Origin of the sequence: Burkholderia sp. Ac-20353, from assembly GCF_017104785.1 — a bacterium.
Lineage (GTDB): Bacteria > Pseudomonadota > Gammaproteobacteria > Burkholderiales > Burkholderiaceae > Burkholderia.
The window spans coordinates 17,802-40,493 of record NZ_JAAGPL010000071.1 but is presented as its reverse complement, the minus strand read 5'-3'; the positions used below and the strand labels follow the sequence as shown (position 1 = coordinate 40,493).

Sequence of the window (22,692 nt, the reverse complement as noted above, 5' to 3'; positions counted from 1 at the left end):
TCCTGCCAGCTCGCCCGCCGACGTCGCCGCATGCCGACCGGCACCGCGCGTACGTCGACGCAGCCGCGCGCCGCGTCAGCGCGCGCGCGGATACGAACCGAGAATCTTCAGGAACGCAGCCTTCTGGCCCAGCTCCGTCAGCGCGGCCGCCACCGATGCGTCGTCACGGTGCCCTTCGATGTCGATGTAGAAGTAGTACTCCCACGTGCCGACGCGCGCCGGGCGCGATTCGAAACGCGTCATCGACACGCCGTGCCGCGCGAGCGGCTCGAGCAGCTTGAACACCGCGCCCGGCTCGTTCTTTACCGACACGATCAGCGACGTCTGGTCGTGGCCGCTCGGCCCTGCCGGCTGCTTGCCGACGATCACGAAACGGGTGCGGTTGTGCGGATCGTCCTGGATCAGCGCGAACGCGATCTGCAGCCCGTAATGCGCGGCCGCGCGATCGCCGGCGATCGCGGCAACCGTCGGGTCGGTCGCGGCAAGACGCGCTGCCTCGGCATTGCTCGACACCGCCTGCCGCTCGAGCTGCGGCGCGTTCGCCGACAGCCATTGCTGGCACTGCGCGAGCGCCTGCGCGTGTGCGCACACGCGCTTCACGCCGTCCAGCGTGCCGCTCTGCGTGAGCAGGTTGTGATGGATCGGCAGCGCGAGTTCGCCGCTGATCAGCAGTTGCGTCTGCAGCAGCAGATCGAGCGTGCGCGACACCGCGCCCTCGGTCGAGTTCTCGACCGGTGCAACGCCGAACGCCGTGGCGCCCGCCTCGACCGAACGGAATACCTCGTCGATCGACGGACACGGCAGCCCTTCGATCGACTGGCCGAAATACTCGAACATCGCCTGTTCGGTATACGTGCCGACCGGCCCGAGAAACGCGACGTGGATCGTCTGTTCGAGCGCGCGGCTCGCGGCCATGATCTCGCGCCAGATCGCGCCGATGTGCTCGCTCGCGAGCGGGCCGGCGCTCATGTCCTGCAGGCGCGCGATCACCTGCAGCTCGCGCTCCGGCCGGAACACCGGCGCATTGAAATGCTTCTTGACCTCGCCCACTTCCAGCGCCACCGCGGCACGCTGGTTCAGGAGCCCGATCAGCTGCGCGTCGATCGCGTCGATGCGGTCGCGCAGCGGTTTCAAGCGGGAATTCAGTTCGTCGTCCATGCGTATTTGCCGTGCTGTTGAACAGCGCCGCCGCCGTCAGGCGCGTTGCTGTTCGAAGTCCTTCATGTACTCGACGAGCGCCTTCACGCCCGCGAGCGGCACCGCGTTGTAGATCGACGCCCGCATGCCGCCGACGGACTTGTGGCCCTTCAGCTGCAGCAGCCCGCGCGCCTTTGCGCCGGCAAGGAAGTCTTCGTTGCGCGTTTCGTCGGCCAGGAAAAACGGCACGTTCATCCGCGAACGCGCCGCCGGCTCGACCTTGTTCAGATAGAAGCTGCTCGAATCGATCGTGTCGTAGAGCAGCTTCGCCTTCTCGATGTTGCGGGCCTCGATCGCCTGCAGGCCGCCCTGCCGCTTCAGCCACTGGAACACGAGGCCCGCGATGTAGATCGCGTAGGTGGGCGGCGTGTTGTACAGCGAGTTGTTCTCGGCGACCGTCTTCCAGTCGAATGCCGACGGGCAGATCGACAGTGCGCGGTCGAGCAGGTCCTCGCGAACGATCACGAGCGTGACGCCCGCCATCCCGATGTTCTTCTGCGCGCCGCCGAACAGCACGCCGTACTTCGCGACGTCCATCGGGCGCGACAGGATATGCGACGACACGTCCGCGACGAGCGGCACGTCGCCGAGGTCGGGAATCTCGAACGTCTCGACGCCGTCGATCGTCTCGTTCGTGCACAGGTGCACGTAGGCCGGATCGTCCGACAGCTGCCATTCGCCGCGCGCCGGCGCGCGCGTGTAGCCGGCGTCGGTCTTGCCGGTCGCGGCGAGATGCGGCGTGCCGTACTTTTTCGCCTCGTTGAACGACTTCTGCGACCACGAGCCCGTCACGACGAAATCGGCCGTCTTGCGCGCGCCCAGCAGGTTCATCGGCACGATCGCGTTCTCCGCGATGCCGCCGCCCTGCAGGAACAGGATCCGGTGGCTCGCCGGCACGTCGAGCAGCTCGCGCAGGTCGGCCAGCGCCGCCTCGTGGATCGACATGAACTCCTTGCCGCGATGGCTCATCTCCATCACGCTCATGCCGCTGCCGTGCCAGTCGAGCATCTCGTCGGCAGCCTGCCGCAGCACTTCCTCGGGCATCGCCGCGGGACCGGCGGAGAAATTAAAGACGCGCATCGTGAAAACCTCGGGAGGGGCACGGCCGGCTCGCCGCCGGCAAGTCAATGACAAATGAGCCGCGCCAGAAAAGGAATGGCCGTTTGCGCTCGCGCGCAAACGGCCATTATCGCACTGTCGTCAGGCTCCCGCCAAACCCGGCGCGGCCGGGGGCGGGCTGCGACGGCTTACTTGCCCGGCTTGACGGCCGACACTTCCTTGTCAGCCTGCGCGCGCGTCGCCTGGATCGCTTGCGGCATGTACTTCTGCATCAGTCCGTTGACCACGTCGCGGCCAACCTGATCCTGCACCTGGATGAACTTGCGGCCCGTCGGGCTCTTGTAGAACGTCGTCAGATCCTTGATCTCCGACGTGCTGTAATACTTCGCGTACGCGTCGTACTGCGCCGACATCGCGTCGCTGCTGAACGCCGGCGTCGAGAAGACCTTGCCCGCGCCTTCGACCAGCTTCGGCACCGCGTTCTTCTGCAGCGACGGAACCGCAGCCTGCTTCTGCTTGTCGTTCAGCGTCTTGTTTTCCGACAGCGCGTCCGACAGGATCGCCGGAACCAGTTGCTTCGCCTGCATTTCGGCGCTGTTGCCGATTGCCGAGACGAGCTTCGGCGCGTCGATCGCGTCGAGCAGATCCTTGATCGCCGCCTTCTTGTCGGCGTCGATCGGCGCAGCTGCCGCCGGAGCCGGTGCGGAATTCGACAGCGCTTGCGCCATCGCGAACGTCGGCACCAGTGCAGCCAGCAGGACCAGTTGCTTGAATTGCTTTTGCATCATCACTCCCTTTTGGAAATTTGAATGGGTTCTCGCCGCACGCATCGCACCGCGTTCATCGCGGTGCCCGCGGCGGCTCGAGAGTCTCATCCGTTCAGGCTTCGCCGTCCGACGCCTCGTCGGCCTCGCCGTCACCCTCCTCCGCCTCTGCGATCTGCTGCAGGCCAGAGAGCTTCGTACCCTCATCGAGACTGATGAGTGTAACACCTTGCGTGGCCCGTCCCATCTCGCGGATCTCGGATACGCGCGTGCGGATCAGCACCCCGGCCGTCGTGATCAGCATGATCTGATCTTCCGCGTCGACGAGCGTCGCGGCGACCACCTTGCCGTTGCGCTCGGACGTCTGGATCGCGATCATGCCCTTCGTGCCGCGGCCGTGACGCGTGTACTCGGTGATCGGCGTGCGCTTGCCGTAGCCGTTCTCGGTCGCGGTGAGCACCGACTGCTCCTCGCTGCCCGCGACCAGCATCGCGATGACCTGCTGGCCGTCCTCGAGCTGCATCCCGCGCACGCCGCGCGCCTCGCGGCCCATCGGACGCACGTCGTTCTCGTCGAAACGCACGGCCTTGCCGGCGTCGGAGAACAGCATCACGTCGTGCGCGCCGTCGGTGATCGACGCACCGATCAGGTAATCACCTTCGTCGAGGCCGACCGCGATGATGCCTTTCTTCATCGGACGGCTGAACGCCTCGAGCGGCGTCTTCTTCACGGTGCCGAGCGACGTCGACATGAACACGAACTTGTCGGCCGAGAATTCCTTGACCGGCAGCACGACGTTGATCTTCTCGCCTTCCTGCAGCGGGAACATGTTGACGATCGGCCGGCCGCGCGAGTTGCGCGAGCCCTGCGGCACCTCGTAGACCTTGATCCAGTACACGCGGCCGCGGTTCGAGAAGCACAGCATGTAGTCGTGCGTGTTCGCGATGAAGAGCGTCTCGATCCAGTCGTCTTCCTTCATCTGCGTCGCCTGCTTGCCTCGGCCGCCGCGCTTCTGCGCGCGGTACTCGGACAGCGGCTGCGACTTCACGTAGCCCGAGTGCGACATCGTGACGACCATGTCCTGCGGCGTGATCAGGTCTTCGGTGTTCAGCTCGGTCGCGTTCAGCTCGATCTTCGAGCGGCGCGCGTCGCCGAACTCGGCCTTCACCGACGTCAGCTCTTCGCCGATCATCTGCGTGATCCGCTCGGGGCGAGACAGGATATCCAGCAGGTCTGCGATCTGCGCCATCACGTCGCGGTATTCGCCGATGATCTTGTCCTGCTCGAGGCCCGTCAGGCGCTGCAGGCGCATCTGCAGGATTTCCTGGGCCTGCGTGTCGGACAGCTTGTACAGGCCATCGCCCTGCATGCCGAACGCGGGGTTCAGCCCTTCCGGACGGTACGCGTCGCGGCCGCCCATCGTGGCGTTGTCGGTTTCGGCGCGCGTCAGCATCTCGCGCACGAGCGACGAATCCCACGCCTTCGCCATCAGTTCCTGCTTCGCGATCGGCGGAGTCGGCGCGGCCTTGATGATCGCGATGAACTCGTCGATGTTCGCGAGCGCGACCGCGAGACCTTCCAGCACGTGGCCGCGTTCGCGCGCCTTGCGCAGTTCGTAGACGGTCCGGCGCGTGAGCACTTCGCGGCGGTGTGACAGGAAGCACTGAAGGATTTCCTTCAGGTTCAGCAGCTTCGGCTGGCCGTCGACGAGCGCGACCATGTTCATGCCGAAGGTGTCCTGCAGCTGGGTCGCCTTGTACAGGTTGTTCAGCACCACTTCCGGCACTTCGCCGCGCTTCAGCTCGATCACGACGCGCATGCCGCTCTTGTCGGACTCGTCGCGGATGTCGGAGATGCCCTCGAGCTTCTTCTCGTTGACGAGCTCGGCGATGCGCTCGAGCAGCGAGCGCTTGTTCACCTGGTACGGCAGCTCGTCGACGATGATCGCCATCCGCTGGCCGCGATCGATTTCCTCGAAGTGCGTGGCCGCGCGCATCACGACGCGGCCGCGACCCGTGCGATAGCCGTCGCGCACGCCGGCGACGCCGTAGATGATGCCGGCCGTCGGGAAGTCCGGCGCCGGGATGATCTCGATCAGCTCGTCGATCGTCGCTTCAGGGTTGTGCAGCAGGTGCTGGCACGCGTCGACGACTTCGTTCAGGTTGTGCGGCGGAATGTTGGTCGCCATGCCGACCGCGATGCCCGACGAGCCGTTGATCAGCAGGTTCGGGATCCGCGACGGCAGGATCAGCGGCTGCATCTCGCTGCCGTCGTAGTTCGGGCCGAAGTCGACGGTTTCCTTGTCGATGTCCGCAAGCAATTCGTGACCGATCTTCGCCATGCGAATTTCGGTGTAACGCATCGCGGCAGCATTGTCGCCGTCGATCGAGCCGAAGTTGCCTTGCCCGTCGACCAGCATGTAGCGCAGCGAGAAATCCTGCGCCATCCGCACGATCGTTTCATAGACCGCGCTGTCGCCGTGAGGGTGGTATTTACCGATCACGTCGCCGACGATACGCGCCGACTTCTTGTAAGCCCGGTTCCAGTCGTTGTTCAGTTCGTGCATCGCGAACAGGACGCGCCGGTGCACGGGCTTCAGGCCATCGCGGACATCCGGGAGGGCACGTCCGACGATCACGCTCATCGCGTAATCGAGATACGAACGGCGCATTTCCTCCTCGAGGGAGGTGGGCAGGGTCTCTTTGGCGAATTGATCCATGTATCCGTATCTTTTCCGGAGCGAAGACGGGAACGCCTTTCGCATGAGCGCTGCATGCGCAACGCAACGCGAGATTCTAACATGCGCCCTTCTCAGGCCAATTCGCGCCCCCCCTCTATATAAGAAAGGCAAAAATTCGCGCGACACGGCAATCGGTGCCGGATCACGCAAACATCTCGTCACACTCTTGACAATTTCTAAAAGTTACGGCAGGCCGGTGTTGCGCATGCACCACAAACGCGGAGGCGATCTTGGGGTGGGGAGGATTTTTTTTCGTAGGAAGGGAACGATATGGCAAAATGCCAACGCACTGAAAGTTAGACGCTGCTCGAAGTCTACACAGAGCGGCGCCGCGTTTTTTGTGCCGCACCAATGTTATACTTCGAGCAATGTATGACTTGTCATCGTCAACAGGCTCGCAGTAAACCTGCGGTAATCTCAATTTCGAGAGGAGAAATATGAATAAACTTTCAAAGCTCGCGTTCATTGCAGCTACCGCAGTTATCGCTGCATCCGCTTCGGCACAGTCGGTGCCGGCGTCGCGACAAGCCGTGAATGACAACTGGGTGAATGGTACCGGCGAATACGTGTGGATGAACGGCACGAACGAGCTTTGCTGGCGCGATGCGTTCTGGACGCCGGCCACCGCCAACGCAAAGTGCGATGGCGCGCTGGTCGCCCAGGCACCGGCACCGCAGCCGGTCGCACCGGTTGCTCCGGCAATCACGAGCCAGAAGATCACGTATCAAGCTGACGCGCTGTTCGACTTCGACAAGGCAACGCTCAAGCCGCTGGGCAAGCAGAAGCTGGACGACCTGGCTGGCAAGATCCAGGGCATGAACACGGAAGTGGTCGTTGCAACGGGCTACACCGACCGCATCGGTTCGGACAAGTACAACGACCGTCTGTCGCTGCGCCGTGCGCAAGCTGTGAAGTCGTACCTGGTCAGCAAGGGCATCCCGGCCAACAAGATCTACACGGAAGGCAAGGGCAAGCGCAACCCGGTCACGACCGGCTGCAACCAGAAGAACCGCAAGCAGCTGATCTCCTGCCTCGCACCGGACCGCCGCGTGGAAGTCGAAGTGGTCGGTACGCAAGAAGTGCAGAAGACGACCGTTCCGGCGCAGTAAGCCGCGGTCTCCGACTGCTTCAAAGCCCCGCCTCGGCGGGGCTTTTTCATTGACGCCCGCCCAGGCGCTCGCTGGCCTCACAGTCCGCCCGCTTATATACTCGGGGCTTGATGCAGCGAAGCACTGCCCTCCTTCCGTAGCCCGTTTGCCGACATGACCAACGCCGATCCGCACGAACTCCAGAAATTCAGCGACCTCGCCCATCGGTGGTGGGATCCGAATGCCGAATTCAAGCCGCTGCACGACCTGAACCCGGTCCGGCTCGGCTGGATCGACGCGCATGCGCATCTGGCCGGCAAGCGCGCGCTCGACATCGGCTGCGGCGGCGGCATCCTGTCCGAATCGATGGCGGGGCTCGGCGCGCAGGTCAAGGGGATCGACCTGTCGACCGAAGCGCTCGGCGTCGCCGACCTGCACAGTCTCGAAAGCGGCGTGACGGTCGACTACGAGGCGATCGCCGCGGAGGACATCGCGGCGCGCGAACCCGGCACCTACGACGTGGTCACGTGCATGGAGATGCTCGAGCACGTGCCGTCGCCGGGCAACGTCGTTGCGGCGTGCGCGACGCTCGTCAAGCCGGGCGGCTGGGTGTTCTTCTCGACGCTGAACCGCAACCTGAAGTCCTATCTGTTTGCGGTGATCGGCGCGGAATACATCGCGCAGATGCTGCCGAAGGGGACGCACGATTACGCGCGCTTCATCCGCCCGTCCGAGCTGGCCGGCTACATTCGCGCGACGGACCTGCACATCGTCGAGATCAAGGGCATCACGTATCATCCGCTCGGCAAGCGCTTTGCGCTGTCGAACGACACCGACATCAACTACCTTGTCGCGTGCCGCCGCGGCGCGTGACATCGACTCGACCGGCGTGACGACCTCCGCATGACGACCTCCCTTTCGCCCGCCCGGGCCACGCTCGACGAACCGCGCCTGCAACGCTGCAACGCGGTGCTGTTCGATCTCGACGGCACGCTCGCCGACACGGCGCCCGATCTCGCCGCCGCCGTCAACAAGATGCAGCGCGTGCGCGGCCTGCCCGAGACGCCGCTCGACGTGCTGCGGCCGCTCGCGTCCGCGGGCGCACGCGGCCTGCTCGGCGGCGCGTTCGGCATCGACCCGCAGTCGGGCGGCTACGACGCGATGCGCGACGAGTTCCTGACCAACTACGCAACCGATATCTGCGTGCACACGACGCTGTTTCCCGGCATCGACACGCTGCTCGACGAACTCGACGCGCGCGGCGTGCGCTGGGGCATCGTCACGAACAAGGCAATGCGACTCACCGAACCGCTCGTCGGTTTGCTCGGCCTTGGCGCGCGCGCCGCGTGCGTCGTCGGGGGCGACACAACGCCGCACCCGAAGCCCCACCCTGCCCCGCTGCTGCACGCGGCCGGACAGCTGACGCTCGCGCCCGGGCGTATCGTGTATGTCGGCGACGACCTGCGCGACATCCAGGCCGGCAGCGCCGCGGGCATGGCGACCGTCGCGGCCGCCTACGGCTATTGCGGCGACGGCGCCGCGCCGACGGACTGGCAGGCGCAGCATCTTGTCGCAACGACGCAGGAATTGCGCGAGCTGCTGCGCGATGTTGGGCTATAATGATTGATCTTATCCGCGGGGGCGACCTGGTTTCGACAGGGGTTGTGAAGCGGCTAGGGCATGTCGAGGACCCGTCACCTCGTTAATCAATGGGAAAAACGTAACTGCAAACGACGATACGTTCGCACTGGCAGCCTAAGGGCCGCCGTCCTCTGCCTAGTTCACTGACGGGCTAGCGTCGCAAGACCGGTAGCAATACCGCCAGAGGTCATATACGTCAGTTAAGCCTTGGTGGCGTCGCGACGCCCGGGTCGAAAATCTAGCGAATCGCCGTAGTGCAGCGTGTTCGTCCGCGTCGCTGCGGTTAAATCAAATGACAGAACTAAACATGTAGAACTGGTCGTGGAGCGCTTCTGGACGCGGGTTCGATTCCCGCCGCCTCCACCAAATACCCGCCAAAGCTTCACCAGCAACAGCAAGAAACCCGCGACAGCACAAGGCTTCGCGGGTTTTTTACTTCCAGCGACGCCAAAGTTTCCCCATCGACAGCCGGGGGTATTTGGGGGTATTTTCAGGGGTATACGACATACCCCCGTGTACAGATACCCCCATGCCGCTCACCGACACGACCATTCGCAACACGAAGCCGGCCGAAAAACCCGTCAAGCTGTTCGACGGTGGCGGCCTTTTTTTGCTCGTCACGCCGGTAGGGCAGCGCTACTGGCGACTCAAGTACCGCGTCTCCGGCAAAGAGAAGTTGCTCGCGCTAGGCGTATACCCCGAGATGACGCTCGCGGTAGCGCGCCGGAAGCGAGACGAGGCACGGGAAAAGCTGGCGGCCGGTATCGACCCGGGGGAAGCGAAAAAAGCCGAGAAGCGCACGGCCAGGCTGAATGCCGAAAACTCGCTCGAGGCGATCGCGCGTGAATGGCATGCCAAATACGCGCCGACCTGGTCGGAAAGTCACGCGGCCCGCATCCTCCGCCGGCTGGAGGTCGACGCATTTCCGTGGCTAGGAGGCAAGCCAATTGCTGATCTTGCCCCGCCCGACGTGCTCGATGCTCTACACCGGGTCGAGAAGCGTGGCGCACTTGAAACGGCCCATCGACTGCGCGCGAACATCAGCCAAGTCTGCCGCTATGCGGTGGCGACCGGCCGCGCCCAGCGCGACGTTACGGCCGATCTGCGTGGCGCGCTTCCGCCGGTACAGCAGGAGCATATGGCAGCCATCACCGAGCCGAAGCGGGTTGCCGAGTTATTGCGAGCGATCGACGGCTATCAGGGCACGTTTCCGGTACTGTGCGCCCTGCGCCTCGCCCCCCTCCTCTTCCAACGCCCGGGCGAGCTGCGCGCCGCAGAGTGGACTGAGTTTGACCTCGATACCGGGATCTGGGAGATTCCGAGCGAACGGATGAAGCGCACGAAGCAGGGCAAAGCGTCCGGCGGCGCGCACATTGTCCCGTTGCCGTCCCAAGCAGTCGCCATCTTGCGAGAACTGCACACTCTGACGGGCAATAGTCGATTCCTATTCCCGAGCGTCAGAACGAAGGACCGCCCGATGTCGGACAACACCGTCAATTCGGCACTGCGTCGCCTCGGCTACGACGGCGACACGATGACGGGCCACGGCTTCAGAGCGATGGCTCGCACGATTCTCGACGAAGTGCACGGTGTGCCGGTTGCGATTGTTGAAGCGCAGCTCGCGCACGCCGTGAAGGATCCGCTCGGGCGTGCGTATAACCGGACGGCGCATTTGGCACAGCGCCGGGAGATGATGCAAAAGTGGGCGGACTATCTTGATGAACTGAAAATCGGCGCGAAGATCTTACCCTTCGCGTCGTCTGACGTTTAATGCCCGGAACGGCGGGGATAGCCCCGCGCAGCAGGGCTGTGAGTCCCCGCGGATAAGCTCATGCCGGTGACAACGGGAACGCAAGTTCGGTGCCGCCCATGCACGCCGATGCCAGACATCGCACCGCCGCTACCGGCATGGCAACTCCAGTTGCACAAACCCGCGTCAGTTGTCCTGCGCCGTTACGTCGCCGGTTTGTGCAATCTTCGTGAGTACGCGCTTCTGGTACGCATACCAAGACACAAGGCACTCCTTGTCGTGGCAGTTCTTCTCGCGGAAGTTCCATTGTTTGCGCGCTCGCTCGGTGAACGCGGATTTGTCCACAACCGCGTCCTTCGCCTGCTGATACACGGCGGCAAGATCACGATCCGAGGCTGCCAGGTCTGCATCGTGGCAAACGAGGTACTCGGGGATGGACTTCGCCTTGCCGCAATCGAAGCTCGTCTGTTGTAACGCACCGGCTCCGGACGGCGATGTCGATGCCGATGCTTGAACGGGCGCAGCTTGCGGTGTGGTATCCGGCGCCGGCGGAGTCGATGGCACATTAGCCGGCACCTGATTGTTCGCATACTGCGGCATGGTCGGCACCTGCTGCCCGTATGGAGTCAACTGGCCAGCCATCGCATCTTCCACCATGGCGCCAACCAACGAGTTCGGCACGACTCGGAGCGTTTCCGTTTTTACTACCGAGTCACCCGCCATGACTTCTGATTTCGCGAAGTTACACGGCGCCTGGCATGTGATGCGGCTTGTCACGTTCGGATTATCGTCGTTCAGAACCAGCAGGACGTACGTTCCGTTGCGAAGCCCTACGTAGCGCATCATCACAAGGGATTTGACGGCCTTGCCACTCCGAATGTCATCCTCACTCAACGCAGGCTCATACCCATAGGTGCCATCTTGGTTGAGCGCATAGTTGTGCCTCGGAGGAGCAGGAACCGTTTGCGCAGCCGGCGCAGTCGAAGTTGGCGAAACATTTGGGGCGGAACTAGCTTGAGGCGCCGACGGATTTGAGCTCGCTACCGCCCCTCCGGACCCCTTGCCGCAGCCAGAAAGGACGGCCGCAGCCATTGCGGCAACGCTTGCCGCGAGAACGATCTTCTTCATTGGTCTCTCTCTACGTTTGGAAACTAAATTCTTCTAATAAAACCCCGCTATCCAGCTCTTCTGAAATCTAGCCGCTGGCACGTCGCAATCATACCCAAGGGTCCGCGTCGGTAGTGCGGATGGGCATTGCCATTGACCCACGATAAGCGACGTAGAAAGCCCAATTCGCCCCCGCCGTTACCACAACCAGAAAATCCAAAACGGACTTTATCGTGTCACTTTCTTAAAAAATATTTTCACCGATTGTAAGTCACTGATTTCTAAGGGCTCACATTCTTGATTTATGAGCGCATGGATAAATATCCTTCAAAATCATAGACTTATGCGCGATCACCTTGTGGCAAGATGCAACCGTTCGCTGCGTTCGCCAAACCTCTGCCAATGAACGAGCGACGAAATGAGAGGAATTCGCACATGCCGATGAAGACTGCCGTGGCTGGGAATGACATCCCGAAGGTTTTGCCACGAGATGGATTTTCCCGCTGGAACGACTTACGGCCATTCGTGCCATTGAGTCGCGAGACAGTTCGAAAGCGTGAGATTGAGGGCCGATTCCCGCGTCGCGTGCATCTTGGATCGCAGCGATCAGTCGCCTGGCCGAATCGCGAAATTTACCGTTGGATCCAAGATCCAGCAAATTACCGCGTGGAAGGCTAAGCCGTGGCGATGACCCAAAGTAATAAGGGCCGTGGCGCTGACACGCTCACGACCCCGACGACCCGCGTTGATGATACCGGATCGGCGGGCCTCATTCACTTCCGAGATGGCATGCCGGTAACGGACTCACTGACAATCGCCCGCGAGTTTGGACGCTCTCATAAGCATGTATTGCGGACGCTCGATAGCCTGATCGAGGAAGGCTCAATAGATCGGCCCAATTTTGAGCCGATCTCGTACACGGACGGCCAGAACCGCAAGCAGCGCATGATCGAGCTTGACGAACGTGGTGCGTTGATTGCAATGCCGTTCGTCGGCGGTCGCAACTCCCGTGCGGGACAGGTCCGCCTCGTCGACGCGTTTCTCAAACTGCGCTCCGCTGCGCGCAGTCACGCTGCCGCGATCGACGCGACCAACGAGCCCAGCTCGGTACTGGATCGTCGCTCGCTCTATCGTCACGCGGCCGACATGGTGGCATTGCGCCGATTGTCTTTCGCAAACGCCTATCGGGCATTGAACAACTACGCCGGTACGACGTGCTTTCGCGACATGTCCAAGCGTGACGTGGTAGCCGCGGACGGATTCGCCGATCGTTTGCTTGCGGGCGATGCGTCGCGGCACGACTTCGATCGAATCGATAGCAACCGCGCCGAGCTCAACGGTGATACGCCGCAACTCTCCCTGCTGGAGGATATTCGATGACTACGGATCGCAGACGGCAGGAACCGGCCGCCGACGAACCGCTGCAATATGAGGCGCTGGTGCTCGAGTTGCAACGTGGCTCGCGCGAGCGACTGCGCATCATGCGCAGGACGTTCCGTGGCCGACCACTCATCGACATCAGAGTCTGGTTCGTGAGTGCGTCGGGCGACTATCAACCGTCGCGGAGCGGCGTGAGCATTCGCCCGGACCAAATCGGCGAAATCATGCAGGGGCTGCGCCTCGCTGCACTGACCGCTGATCCGAAAGAGGTGAGCTGATGCAACTCATCACAGTAGGGATGCCCAGATTCGGGGCGCCCGTGGGCACTTCGGCATATGCAGATTTCGCAGGTCGTGTACTCAAGAGCGCATCTGGTGTTGCGAGCTCGGCAGCCCAATCAACCCGCCTGCACATTTCATTTCCGATGTGCGCGCCCCCGTTGAACAATGGTCGTCGCTCGCAGCACAACCAAGCCGGCACGACATTCCTCAAGCGGGATGGCGCAATATCAGGAGCGATGATGCAGCCCTACAAAAAATCCTTGCAGCTCGTAAACCGAGGTGCGTATACTTTCCCTGTGGCTGAGACAACAGCCGCCGAGCTTGGCCGCTCGATGACACGTAAGCGCACGGCCGCGCAGAGCGGCTTTTTTGTGCGCAACGCCTTCGCGCGCCTCTTTCAATGGCGGGCCTTGGTGGATAGTGGGACGCCTTCGGGCGTGCCGGGTGCTTACGTGACCGGTCGGCCAACCTGCTTGAAGCCTTGCGCCCGCCACCTCCATCTTGGCCGATGGACGGCGGGTTTCATTACCGCTCACGTAAGAGGTCGCACCATGCGCCATATTCCCGCTCGTCCCGAGCAAGCAAAGATCCCGAATCACCTCACCGTCGCTGCAATCGTGCGCGACGCCCTGCGTGATGCCGCACTTTCCGATCGTCCGAACGACGCAATCGACACGCTCGCAGGCGCCCTCCTTCGCCTGGCCGTCCTCGTCCGTGCAGGGGGCAGCTATGCGTAACCCGACCGCTCAGCGTTCCTACGTGGAATCGGCCGCGTCTATCCTCGATGGCTTGCACGTCACTCTCGAGCACGCCACTGATGGCGAGCATATCGACGCCTTCTTCGCAGCCTGCCGCGCGGCGCTACCAGCCGTCCGTGCAATTCTTGAGCAAGCGGGCGGCGCGGATGTTGCAGACGCGGCCGACGCTCTCTCCGGCCTGGGCATGATGGCTGATATTTGCGCACCCTTAAGTGACTTAGACCGGCTGCTGCCGCTGTCGCACACGCTTCTTGAACGTGCTGCCGACTCACTGGAACGCGAACTGGCAAGGCTCGATCAGCTGCATTTGGAGCGCCTCAATTTTAGTGCGGCTGCTAATGAGGATTCCTCACGGCAGGTAGGCGAGCGCGCCGCAGCATAAGTTTCATAAAGGTAACTATTGACCGGCCGCCCCGTGCGGCCGGCAGTGGACACGCACGCCCTGCGAAAGAGCAATTGGATGATCACGACGACATCAACAGTCTATGAGCAATTCGCTCGAGCCATTCAGGAACACGGGTTCAAGCCGCCTGAAGTGATTCCGGACGGCAAGCTGCATCGATTTGACGGGCCCGACGAGAAGCGCGGCAAGCGGTCGGCGTGGTACGTCCTGCATGGCGATGGAGTGCCGGCTGGCGCGTTCGGTGACTGGCGCACTGGCCTCTCCAAAACCTGGTGTGCGAAGTCCGATCGCGAGATGACCGCTGCGGAGCGCACAGAGCATCGCGAGCGCATTCGGCAGGTAAAGGCGGAGCGCGAGGCCGAGGAATCGCGCTTGGCGGCCGAGGCGGCGCGCATTGTCTCCGAACACTGGGAACAAGCGGCACCGGTGCGCGCCGACCATGGTTACGTTAAGCGAAAGAATATTCGGCCGGTGGGCGCCAAACAACTGGGCGAGCAGTTGCTCGTTCCGCTGCGCGACATCGATAGCGCGATGCACTCCGCTCAGTACATCACGCCGGATGGCACCAAGCGCTTCAAGACGGGTGGCCGCGTGGCGGGTTGCTTCTGCCTCATCGGTGCCGAGCCGAGCAACGACGACACGATCGTGATTTGCGAAGGCTGGGGGACGGGCTGCGCGATCCACCAGGCGACCAGAGGCGCAGTGCTCGCCGCGATGAATGCCGCGAATCTGCTGTCGGTAGCGAAGGCGGCTCGCGCGAAGTGGCCGGGCGCACGGATCACCATTGCAGCCGATGATGATTGGCGGACGGAGGGCAATCCCGGCCTTTCAAAAGCGCGGGAAGCTGCCACAGCGATCGGCGGCGCGGTTGTGATACCGGAGTTTGGTGACGGCCGGCCTGATGGTGCGACCGACTTCAACGACCTGTTCTGCCTCGATGGGCCGGAAGCAGTGAAGCGCTGTATTTCAGTTGATACCAAGGCCTGCGCCACAGACAAACAAATGCCCCCTCGACCTTCCGCACTCTTGACTCGGGCATCAAGCATAAAACCTGAGGCTATCCGATGGCTTTGGCCGGGATGGTTGCCAGAGGGGAAACTCACGCTATTGGCCGGGTCACCCGGTACAGGGAAGACGACGCTGGCCATTGCCCTGGCGGCAACGATCTCGACCGGCGAGAAGTGGCCGGACGGAACCTCCTGTAACGAGCCAGGCGACGTCTTGATCTGGTCCGGTGAGGACGACCCAAGCGACACGCTGATTCCGCGCCTTATGGCCTCCGGCGCCAATCTTGATCGCGTCTACTTCATCCGTAGCGTGACCGACGAAAACGGTGAGCTGCAGCCGTTTGACCCGTCTCGCGATATCCCCCTTCTCTGCGAGCGCCTCGCTGAGATGGGAGGCGCGCGCCTCATCGTCATCGACCCGATTGTGTCGGCGGTGTCGGGCGATGCTCACCGCGTTAATGACGTCCGTCGCAACCTGCAGGCACTCGTCGACATGGCATCGGCCTACCGCTGCTCAGTTCTCGGAATCTCGCACTTCGCCAAGGGCACCAAAGGCAGTTCGCCAGCCGAGCGCGTAATTGGCTCACAGGCGTTCGTGGCGCTCGCTCGGATGGTATTGGTCGCCGGAAAGGACGAGGCGGCGGAGCGCCGTATCTTGGCCCGTGCCAAATCGAATATCGCAGCCGACGACGGCGGTGTGAGCTATACGCTGGAGTTGACGCAAGCGGACGGCATCGAGACGACTAGGGTCGTATGGGGTGATCTGATCGACGGGACAGCTCGCGAGATCCTCGGCGACGTTGAGCAAACCCCGGACGACGACGAACGATCGGAACGCGATGAGGCCGCAGACTTCCTTAGGGACTTGTTATCGGGCGGACCGATGCCCGTCAAATTGATCAAAAGCGATGCTGCGGGAGCCGGCTACTCCTGGCGAACAATCGAGCGAGCCAAGCGTGAACTCGGTATCGAGGCGCGCAAAGGTGGAATGAAAGAGGGATGGTTCTGGGCTCTTCCAAATGAAGGCCGCCAAGACCGCCACGAAGAATCCAAAGGGCGCCACTCTCATAGCAGTGGCGGTCTTCGCGACGATTGGCGGCCTTCAGCAACGGCAAGGGTTTCGGGAGACATTGAGGATGTGAATTTTCGCGAACATCTCGAAGACCGCCAAGGCGAATCGTCTGGCGCACTTCTGGATATTGATACCGATGGAGCGGAGGATGCGGTATGAAGGCCCCAGATATTGCCCGCAAGGCCCATGCGATGGGAGTACGACTCCGGATCGATGGCGACATGGTCAAGCTGCGCGGTCCCGCCGACGCTGTAGCTGCAATCAAACCGGAAGTCGCAGCGCACAAGCGGGAGGTAATGGCGTACCTACGGCAGTCCCCGGATGACTCAATGCCAGTACCACCCGATTGTGATGGGGCCCTCCGTAGCGTGGACGGCGGGTTGTTTTTGCCGTGGGGCGCCTACTTATCGCCGGACGATGTGCGCCGGACGTTAGCAGAGCTTGCTGGCACGATCGAGCAGTTAGCAGCGCTCGAGCGTTGGCCGCAAGAGCAGCGTGACGACGTGTTGACGCGTGCGCTGCGCGGGCCGCTTGGCGACATGCTGCCAAACCACCGGCATTTCAGCGAGATGCTTGCGGCGGCATGCGCCGAGGCAGAAGCGCGGGAAATCGCAGCCCGGCGCGCGTGGCGAGCTAATGCGGACCTTAGCCGTCGGGGGTATCGATGAGCGCGCGAAGGATCGCCACGTGTCTGGCTCTCGCATGTTCGGCTACTGGCGTAGCCATTTCGATCAGCGCAGGTTGGCAGCGCGGCGGCCAGTTGGAGGAGCGGGTGATATGGATCGCCATCGGGGCACTCCTGACGCTCTCCTGTCATTTGTTGCCGATGCTCTGCCGCGGAACGTCGAGCGCCGTTAGGTTGGCCGGCGGCGCGCTCTGGATCGGATGCGCGCTCGCTGTTTGTTTCGGTCACTGCCAATTCCTCCTGACGAGCGCGCGTCATGCTGGCGATGCACGAGCAGCAGGGGTGAACGTTTCGTTCACCCTCCTATCGCGAGGTAGTGAGGGTCGGCCTCTTAGCGTCATCGCGGCTGATCGGGCGGCGGTCATCGGGCGCCTGGCACGCACAACGGACCCGGCCGCACACACGGCGCTCGAGGCACGGCGCGAGGCGTTCGACGTCGAGCTATCAGAAGCGCGTCGACGGGAAGCTGCTGACGATCGTCTCGACGCACAACGGGAGCGGGAGGCGGCGGCGCGTGACGCTCTGCGTGCAGATCCAGTATCGGGCCGTTTGGCGATGCTACTCGGCGTCGGGTCCGGGTCGATCGACATGCTACTTAGTCTGCTATTCGCCGCGACGCTTGAGGCAGTCGCGTGCCTCTCATGGACAATCGCACTGGGAGCAAGACCCATGTCCGGTGCGGCTTCGCAGGGAGTCGCGCCCATGCCGGCCGTCAGTCGCGAAGTCGATTCAACGGCGTCACCATGCGTTACTCCCCCGCCTCAGCGTGACGCTGCCGCAGAGTCGCCAGCCGCGTCGGAATCTGACGTTACCGCGCTTGCTCGTGAAGTCAAGAACGGCACCCTGAAACCGACCGTCGCTGACATCAGGCGGCGACTCAAATGTGGTCAATCGCGCGCGGTCGAGATGCGCCGACTGCTTCTGGAGGAAAGTGCAGCATGATCAATCGGCATCTGGCCTACGAAGGCCTGAAATTCGCAGACTGGGCCGGCACGCCGGAGGAAGCTCGGGCCGAGGCACTGCGGATCTGGCGCGCGAGCGGCGCCCCGGTAAACCTAGAGAATTCGTGCGCGAGCTTGCGCCTGATGCGCGTCGGGCCACATGGTCTGCGCCAATCCGGTCGAGATCTCATCGCCGCGGTGTTCCGTGGAGATGAGGTTTTCGGGATCGAGCTAATCGAGCCTAGCGGCTGGCGAACCTTCCTGGGTGATTTCACCCAGCACGGAGCGCACGGCGTCATCCTCGCTGCGGACGATATCGGAGACGGTGCGCCCCTGCTCATTACCTCGACTTGGGGGAGTGCCGCTGCGTTGCATGAAGCGACCGGATACGCGATCTGGTTTGCCATGACCGAGCGAAACATGCCGGCAGTACTCCGTCGTGCGCGCGAACAGTTCCGCGACCGCCAGCTCTTCGTCTGCGACCGCCCCTCATCCGACGCCTCATCGGATCTCCACGAGACAATCGGCAGGACGGCGGCGCGCTTGATTACGCCGACGATCCGTACTGAGGACGCGACCGACAGCTTCGAGGCGGCGTCAATGCGATGGGGAGTCTCCGCGGTACGGGAGTTGGTGGACCGGGCGCTTCCCCCGGTGCCGGCGACTTCAGAGTGCGCCGCCCAAGGTGAAGGCAAGGGCACGCGCTACCCACCCAAGCTTTGGGAGGCAATCCGCAGGGAGTGGGAAGCCGACCCGAAGTTGAGCTACGCGGCTGCAGTGAAAATCGTCGGCGAGCGTCTGGGCGTCCCTGTGCCATCAAAGGGTGCGTGCGCAACCTATGCCACGCGCAACAATTGGGCCAAGGCAGGCGAGCAAGTGCGGAGCCCGCACCCAGCGTGAAAGAGGCGATCGAACATGTTCAGCCGGAGAAAGGCCACCCGGCTTGAACATGTTCAAACAGCCCATATGAACATGTTCGTGTGACCGGCGGACGCGCTTGAACATGTTCTCCTCACTGCCGGCGAACGATCGAAACTATCGCACTCCCCTTGCAGCATAAGGCTTTGCGGCGCTATTCACGCATACGGCGGACGCGCGGACGAACATGTTCCATGCTGAGGGAGATTGAGGGTGGTTAAGGACAGTTAAGGTCGACCGTCACTTGGACATGTTCATCGTGGGAAAACATGTCCAAAGCGGGAGAAAAGCCGCTCAGAAATGCTCAGGTGCGAGGCGCCGGCCTACTACAGAAAACTACAGGTGCCGGTCGCAGAGATCGGCCGCCCATCGCTGGCGCCCTACTCACCAGATCCCTCGCCACGCTGGCATAGCGGTTTGTTGCGAGGCCAGCCGACGACTGTCGGGCGAACATGTTCGCCCTTGTAAACCCTGATGTTGAAACCGCCTTCTGAACATGTTCACGCATCTGTCGAACATGTCCATGATGGGGTCAACGGCAACTGGTGAACATGTGCGGTCGACATATCCGACCGCGCCCAGAGAACGCGATCGCATCCCACTGCAAGGGTGCCCTGAAACGGGGTACCCCCACGACGAGCCGTGGTTCGTCGCGCGTGACGTCATGGACGTGCTCGGATATTCGAACGGCCGAAAGGCCATCGGCGATCACTGCAAGGGGTAACGAAACGTGACATCCCCACTGCGAGCGGTGTGCAGGCAATGTCAGTCATCCCCGAGCGCGACGTCTATCGCCCCTTCGACGGATGCCCCTACAAGGGGGTGAATCCGATTCGCCCCCCTTCGTCCGTACTGGGGGAGATGGCTGCGACCGCGCCGCATCCAGATGGCCGGCTGACATGACACCGCCAATCGGCAAAACGCGAAATTCGAGAAAATCGCGCATTTCACGCATCGGCCGCCCGCTCACGATGGAGCCTCATCACGTGAGGACTCTATCGATGAGCAGCATTGAATTCCCGGAATTCACCGCGGGCCAGCAAGACCCCGACCCTGAGCATGTACAGCGCATTTGTGACCTGACATGCGATCCGGACATCCTGGGCAAGCTTCGGCAGGTGCGCGAATCGTTATCAGCGTTCATACAGGTCAGTGCCTTGGCGCTTCTTGAGCAGGCTGCAGCGGACGCGGAATATAGGAGCACGGCGGTCCTCAGTGTGCTCACGGAAAGCATCCGCGACCTCAATGCGCGGGCAGAGCAAGCAAAGGAATCGATCGCGCGATTTGGGCGGCGCGAACGGGATATCGGTTGCGAGCGAATGGCAATTGCTTGTGCAGCGGCGGATCTTCGGTCCGAGCTCACGCTGCGGGCGGCACGGCTCCGTAGCGATATCAGCACAAGCCAGGAGCGCCGTAGAGATAACCAGACAGCCGCTCGGAAGATGGGTATTGGCAATGCGGCCCTCGATCAAGTCGAGCCAACAGACGCTACCGTAAAACTGTTGGGCGCCCAACTCCGCGTGATCGATGAACAGTTGCGCAAGCTCGATGAATATTTCGAGCGGCCGGCGCACGCGCGAGACACGTCCACGATTGCCGATATCGACCCGTCGATGGCCCGACGTATGAATGAGCATTTGGCGCGCCTAACGGCGCCGCTTCCGGCCTGGCCCGGTCCGCATGAGTTCCGCCGCCCCGCCTTCGACCCCTCCCAGGACGTGCGTGAAATGGGCCTCGCATCTGTCCCGAAGGGTTGAGGCCATGGCTCGGAGGCTAACCCGTTATGAATGGAGCGAGATTAAGCGTCGATACGTGCAGCGCGGCGAGACCTTGAGGCAGCTAGCCGAGCATTTCCGGTGTCATCCGGACACCATTACCCGGCGGTGTAGGCGCGATGGGTGGTTGGAGGAGCACGACCTTACTTCGCGCGCTGATGATGGGACGCCCCGAGAATGATCATCAAGCCCACTCTCGGCACACCTCAATCGCCCGGGCCTGCGAACGACGATCCTCGCGTGTCATCAATATTGCGCGAACGGCTGGTTGCAGCCCGCCTCCGACACCAGCTCGAGCAACAAGACGCAGCGAAGCTCTTGGGATACCAGAATTCGTCGGCCCTCTCCAAGATCGAGGGGGGCCAAGCGAATATGCCCCGTGGGCTGCTTGTCCGTGCGGCCGTCGCGTATAGCGTCAGTACCGATTTTCTACTCGGCTTGACTGACGATCCGGAGCGAGACCTACATCTGCGCATGTGGGAGATGGTCGAGGGTGACTTCCGAAACGACGTGTGCGGGTTCATTGCCTGGTTGCGTCGGCGCGCCGAACTCGAAACCCAATCGCAGCCGCTGCTGCGGCTCTTGCTGTTTCACGGATCCAAACTGATCGACGCGCACAACATCGCGGAAGGCCGCGATTCCCGAAGAGCCGCACGTGCCCGTCGCGAAGTTGAAGACGAGTTGCAGCGCATCGACGAGCTACTTGCCGATGTGCGCACCTTCCTAGCGCGGATAGACCGTCAGATGCCGCCGATCACCGATATAGAGGAATGACACCATGACGTCAAAAGCAACTCTCCAGCGTGACCCCAACCGTTTCTATGGTCCGTGCGTAGCGGGTCAGGAAGAGGCTCCGCGTGACTACACCGAACTTGTCGTGGCGACGATGCAGAATCCGCTTGTATCCCCTGCCCTTGGTCGCGTGGTGCAGAAACACTCACGATTGACCAGCATGGCGTTTAGGCTCCATGTTCTCGAGGCAGTTTTGCACTACGTCACGGACCCAACGGACCCGGGAGCTGTCGTCGAAGGGCTTGTGACCATAGAGGGCCGGCTCGATCGCGAAATTGCTGAGACCGAGCGCGAGCTGGCGGCCTTTTACGCGGCCGCCGAGGGGGCGCTCCTTGGCCGCTCCTAATGGCAGCACAGGTGCCCCGCCCGGGACACTATTGCCGGATCCGTCGATCACATGGACGGGGCTCAACCCGAACCTGATCGCGCATTTCTTCGCAGTCGATCGCAATGGGACACCGCTTCAGCCGCAGATCGAAGTGTGTGCGCCTCTCACCGATGTTCACATGGATGCGGTCTTCAACTGGCAAAGCCCGTTTGAGTCTGCATCTCCGGATACGAAGGCTCCGGCGTTGATGGCGATGGTCCAGAGCGGAATGTTGTCGCAGGTGATGACAGATACGCGGGGCTTGGTAGGGAGACTCGTCGACAAGGTATTCGGCACCGGTGAGAGTAGCCTCAAGAGCTCCGTCTCAACCTTCGTTAGCCAGCGCGGCGCCCAAGCACAAGAGACTGTCGACGCGCTGCAGGGGCGGACTGGCATCACGAAGCTCAACAGCGTCCAGGTCTTCACGGGGATGCCTCCACTGAAGATCCAGTGCACGGCACTCTTCAGGGCATTTTCGGATCCTCAGTCCGAGGTCGAGGAACCGTTCGTCCAGCTCATGCAATGGGCGCTTCCGCAAAAGCTGGCAGCTGATTCGATCGTGGCGCGATTGTCCGGGCAAACGGACGATTCGCTCGGCCCGCTGGCGGCGTTGCTGCCGAGCCGCGCGCCGACGCTCATCGGCTTCCAATACAAGCGCCGGCTGTACTTCCCCCTGGTGATCGAGTCCATTAGCGAACCGATGTCGTCGCCCATTGATTCGAAAGGCTTCTATACCGAGCTGGCGGTCCCGATGGTTATCTCGACGCTCACGGCGCTCGACAAAGACGATTACGCGAAGATTTCGCAGAACGCGCCGACGGGTGCCACGAATTCATCAGGGAACAGCGTTCGCTAAATAACGGCAACACCTACGTTGTTCTGACGAGTGCCATGCTGGTCGATGGCATCCATGAAAACGCAACCGGCAAAGCCAATACCGCTGCATTGGTGCAGGCCGCAATCAACT

At 62.3% G+C, this 22,692-nt stretch carries 21 protein-coding genes and 1 other RNA gene; 17 read left to right on the top strand and 5 right to left on the bottom strand.

Annotated elements, in window-relative coordinates; all coding sequences use genetic code 11:
• Positions 1-75: 75 nt before the first annotated feature.
• The 4 genes from pheA to gyrA form a co-directional block, all read right to left on the bottom strand.
• The gene (gene pheA / locus G3N94_RS20915; protein ID WP_205794479.1) at positions 76-1,158 is read right to left on the bottom strand and encodes a prephenate dehydratase; all 1,083 of its coding nucleotides are present in this window, start codon (positions 1,156-1,158) and stop codon (positions 76-78) included.
• 36 nt (positions 1,159-1,194) lie between these two features.
• A complete protein-coding gene (gene serC, locus G3N94_RS20910; RefSeq protein ID WP_205794478.1) occupies positions 1,195-2,277 on the bottom strand; it encodes a 3-phosphoserine/phosphohydroxythreonine transaminase in 1,083 nt (360 codons plus the stop codon).
• Between the two features lie 167 nt (positions 2,278-2,444).
• The gene (locus G3N94_RS20905; RefSeq protein ID WP_205794477.1) at positions 2,445-3,041 is read right to left on the bottom strand and encodes a DUF2059 domain-containing protein; all 597 of its coding nucleotides are present in this window, start codon (positions 3,039-3,041) and stop codon (positions 2,445-2,447) included.
• A 94-nt stretch (positions 3,042-3,135) separates the two neighbouring features.
• Positions 3,136-5,739, bottom strand: coding sequence for a DNA gyrase subunit A (gyrA, locus tag G3N94_RS20900; RefSeq protein WP_205794476.1), 2,604 nt, complete (start codon positions 5,737-5,739; stop codon positions 3,136-3,138).
• Positions 5,740-6,197: 458 nt separating this feature from the next.
• Between gyrA and ompA the strand changes: the two genes are divergently transcribed.
• From ompA to G3N94_RS20875, 5 genes are all read left to right on the top strand, one after another.
• Positions 6,198-6,869, top strand: coding sequence for an outer membrane protein OmpA (gene ompA / locus G3N94_RS20895; protein ID WP_124600404.1), 672 nt, complete (start codon positions 6,198-6,200; stop codon positions 6,867-6,869).
• Positions 6,870-7,022: 153 nt separating this feature from the next.
• Positions 7,023-7,721 carry a bifunctional 2-polyprenyl-6-hydroxyphenol methylase/3-demethylubiquinol 3-O-methyltransferase UbiG gene (gene ubiG / locus G3N94_RS20890; protein ID WP_205794475.1) on the top strand — a complete coding sequence of 233 codons (699 nt, stop codon included), beginning with the start codon at positions 7,023-7,025 and terminating at the stop codon, positions 7,719-7,721.
• 30 nt (positions 7,722-7,751) lie between these two features.
• Complete coding sequence (locus G3N94_RS20885; protein WP_205794474.1) at positions 7,752-8,468, top strand: HAD-IA family hydrolase; 717 nt, start codon at positions 7,752-7,754, stop codon at positions 8,466-8,468.
• 17 nt (positions 8,469-8,485) lie between these two features.
• Positions 8,486-8,855, top strand: a transfer-messenger RNA (tmRNA) gene (gene ssrA, locus G3N94_RS20880).
• Between the two features lie 163 nt (positions 8,856-9,018).
• Positions 9,019-10,260 carry an integrase arm-type DNA-binding domain-containing protein gene (locus G3N94_RS20875; RefSeq protein ID WP_205794473.1) on the top strand — a complete coding sequence of 414 codons (1,242 nt, stop codon included), beginning with the start codon at positions 9,019-9,021 and terminating at the stop codon, positions 10,258-10,260.
• A gap of 165 nt (positions 10,261-10,425) precedes the next feature.
• On the opposite strand, the gene G3N94_RS20870 is transcribed toward G3N94_RS20875, so the two are convergent.
• Positions 10,426-11,367 carry a hypothetical protein gene (locus tag G3N94_RS20870; RefSeq protein WP_241021983.1) on the bottom strand — a complete coding sequence of 314 codons (942 nt, stop codon included), beginning with the start codon at positions 11,365-11,367 and terminating at the stop codon, positions 10,426-10,428.
• A 414-nt stretch (positions 11,368-11,781) separates the two neighbouring features.
• On the opposite strand from G3N94_RS20870, the gene G3N94_RS20865 reads away from it, so the two are divergent.
• The 12 genes from G3N94_RS20865 (at position 11,782) to G3N94_RS20805 (ending at position 22,581) form a co-directional block, all read left to right on the top strand.
• The gene (locus G3N94_RS20865; RefSeq protein WP_205794472.1) at positions 11,782-12,024 is read left to right on the top strand and encodes an AlpA family phage regulatory protein; all 243 of its coding nucleotides are present in this window, start codon (positions 11,782-11,784) and stop codon (positions 12,022-12,024) included.
• A gap of 9 nt (positions 12,025-12,033) precedes the next feature.
• Positions 12,034-12,726: a Rha family transcriptional regulator gene (locus G3N94_RS20860; protein ID WP_241021984.1), complete on the top strand. Its 693-nt coding sequence runs from the start codon at positions 12,034-12,036 to the stop codon at positions 12,724-12,726.
• Positions 12,723-13,004 carry a transcriptional coactivator p15/PC4 family protein gene (locus G3N94_RS20855; protein WP_205794470.1) on the top strand — a complete coding sequence of 94 codons (282 nt, stop codon included), beginning with the start codon at positions 12,723-12,725 and terminating at the stop codon, positions 13,002-13,004. Before G3N94_RS20860 ends, G3N94_RS20855 begins: the two co-directional genes overlap by 4 nt.
• On the top strand, positions 13,004-13,744 hold the full coding sequence (locus tag G3N94_RS42520; RefSeq protein ID WP_241021982.1) for a hypothetical protein: 741 nt from the start codon (positions 13,004-13,006) through the stop codon (positions 13,742-13,744). Before G3N94_RS20855 ends, G3N94_RS42520 begins: the two co-directional genes overlap by 1 nt.
• Positions 13,737-14,147 carry a hypothetical protein gene (locus G3N94_RS20845; protein WP_205794469.1) on the top strand — a complete coding sequence of 137 codons (411 nt, stop codon included), beginning with the start codon at positions 13,737-13,739 and terminating at the stop codon, positions 14,145-14,147. The genes G3N94_RS42520 and G3N94_RS20845 overlap by 8 nt, the downstream gene beginning before the upstream one ends.
• Positions 14,148-14,225: 78 nt before the next feature.
• Positions 14,226-16,406 (top strand): AAA family ATPase, encoded by a 2,181-nt coding sequence (locus G3N94_RS20840; protein ID WP_205794468.1) that lies wholly within the window; start codon positions 14,226-14,228, stop codon positions 16,404-16,406.
• On the top strand, positions 16,403-16,915 hold the full coding sequence (locus G3N94_RS20835) for a hypothetical protein (protein ID WP_205794467.1): 513 nt from the start codon (positions 16,403-16,405) through the stop codon (positions 16,913-16,915). Before G3N94_RS20840 ends, G3N94_RS20835 begins: the two co-directional genes overlap by 4 nt.
• Positions 16,916-17,870: 955 nt before the next feature.
• Positions 17,871-18,773 carry a hypothetical protein gene (locus G3N94_RS20830; protein WP_205794466.1) on the top strand — a complete coding sequence of 301 codons (903 nt, stop codon included), beginning with the start codon at positions 17,871-17,873 and terminating at the stop codon, positions 18,771-18,773.
• Positions 18,774-19,792: 1,019 nt separating this feature from the next.
• The gene (locus G3N94_RS20820; RefSeq protein WP_205794464.1) at positions 19,793-20,548 is read left to right on the top strand and encodes a hypothetical protein; all 756 of its coding nucleotides are present in this window, start codon (positions 19,793-19,795) and stop codon (positions 20,546-20,548) included.
• A 195-nt stretch (positions 20,549-20,743) separates the two neighbouring features.
• The gene (locus G3N94_RS20815; protein WP_205794463.1) at positions 20,744-21,340 is read left to right on the top strand and encodes a helix-turn-helix transcriptional regulator; all 597 of its coding nucleotides are present in this window, start codon (positions 20,744-20,746) and stop codon (positions 21,338-21,340) included.
• A gap of 4 nt (positions 21,341-21,344) precedes the next feature.
• A complete protein-coding gene (locus tag G3N94_RS20810) occupies positions 21,345-21,704 on the top strand; it encodes a hypothetical protein (protein ID WP_205794462.1) in 360 nt (119 codons plus the stop codon).
• Positions 21,691-22,581 (top strand): hypothetical protein, encoded by an 891-nt coding sequence (locus G3N94_RS20805; RefSeq protein ID WP_205794461.1) that lies wholly within the window; start codon positions 21,691-21,693, stop codon positions 22,579-22,581. Before G3N94_RS20810 ends, G3N94_RS20805 begins: the two co-directional genes overlap by 14 nt.
• Positions 22,582-22,692: the final 111 nt, after the last annotated feature.

Bases quoted from the DNA above. Each gene is read 5' to 3' on its own strand.
- G3N94_RS20905 (WP_205794477.1), bottom strand. From the start codon at position 3,041: ATGCAAAAGCAATTCAAGCAACTGGTCCTGCTGGCTGCACTGGTGCCG.
- ompA (WP_124600404.1), top strand. From the start codon at position 6,198: ATGAATAAACTTTCAAAGCTCGCGTTCATTGCAGCTACCGCAGTTATC.
- pheA (WP_205794479.1), bottom strand. From the start codon at position 1,158: ATGGACGACGAACTGAATTCCCGCTTGAAACCGCTGCGCGACCGCATC.
- G3N94_RS20885 (WP_205794474.1), top strand. From the start codon at position 7,752: ATGACGACCTCCCTTTCGCCCGCCCGGGCCACGCTCGACGAACCGCGC.
- G3N94_RS20870 (WP_241021983.1), bottom strand. From the start codon at position 11,367: ATGAAGAAGATCGTTCTCGCGGCAAGCGTTGCCGCAATGGCTGCGGCC.
- G3N94_RS20855 (WP_205794470.1), top strand. From the start codon at position 12,723: ATGACTACGGATCGCAGACGGCAGGAACCGGCCGCCGACGAACCGCTG.
- G3N94_RS20810 (WP_205794462.1), top strand. From the start codon at position 21,345: ATGACGTCAAAAGCAACTCTCCAGCGTGACCCCAACCGTTTCTATGGT.
- G3N94_RS20835 (WP_205794467.1), top strand. From the start codon at position 16,403: ATGAAGGCCCCAGATATTGCCCGCAAGGCCCATGCGATGGGAGTACGA.
- G3N94_RS20830 (WP_205794466.1), top strand. From the start codon at position 17,871: ATGATCAATCGGCATCTGGCCTACGAAGGCCTGAAATTCGCAGACTGG.
- G3N94_RS20865 (WP_205794472.1), top strand. From the start codon at position 11,782: ATGCCGATGAAGACTGCCGTGGCTGGGAATGACATCCCGAAGGTTTTG.
- G3N94_RS20875 (WP_205794473.1), top strand. From the start codon at position 9,019: ATGCCGCTCACCGACACGACCATTCGCAACACGAAGCCGGCCGAAAAA.
- G3N94_RS20820 (WP_205794464.1), top strand. From the start codon at position 19,793: ATGAGCAGCATTGAATTCCCGGAATTCACCGCGGGCCAGCAAGACCCC.
- ubiG (WP_205794475.1), top strand. From the start codon at position 7,023: ATGACCAACGCCGATCCGCACGAACTCCAGAAATTCAGCGACCTCGCC.
- gyrA (WP_205794476.1), bottom strand. From the start codon at position 5,739: ATGGATCAATTCGCCAAAGAGACCCTGCCCACCTCCCTCGAGGAGGAA.
- G3N94_RS20860 (WP_241021984.1), top strand. From the start codon at position 12,034: ATGACCCAAAGTAATAAGGGCCGTGGCGCTGACACGCTCACGACCCCG.
- G3N94_RS20845 (WP_205794469.1), top strand. From the start codon at position 13,737: ATGCGTAACCCGACCGCTCAGCGTTCCTACGTGGAATCGGCCGCGTCT.
- G3N94_RS42520 (WP_241021982.1), top strand. From the start codon at position 13,004: ATGCAACTCATCACAGTAGGGATGCCCAGATTCGGGGCGCCCGTGGGC.
- G3N94_RS20840 (WP_205794468.1), top strand. From the start codon at position 14,226: ATGATCACGACGACATCAACAGTCTATGAGCAATTCGCTCGAGCCATT.
- G3N94_RS20815 (WP_205794463.1), top strand. From the start codon at position 20,744: ATGATCATCAAGCCCACTCTCGGCACACCTCAATCGCCCGGGCCTGCG.
- serC (WP_205794478.1), bottom strand. From the start codon at position 2,277: ATGCGCGTCTTTAATTTCTCCGCCGGTCCCGCGGCGATGCCCGAGGAA.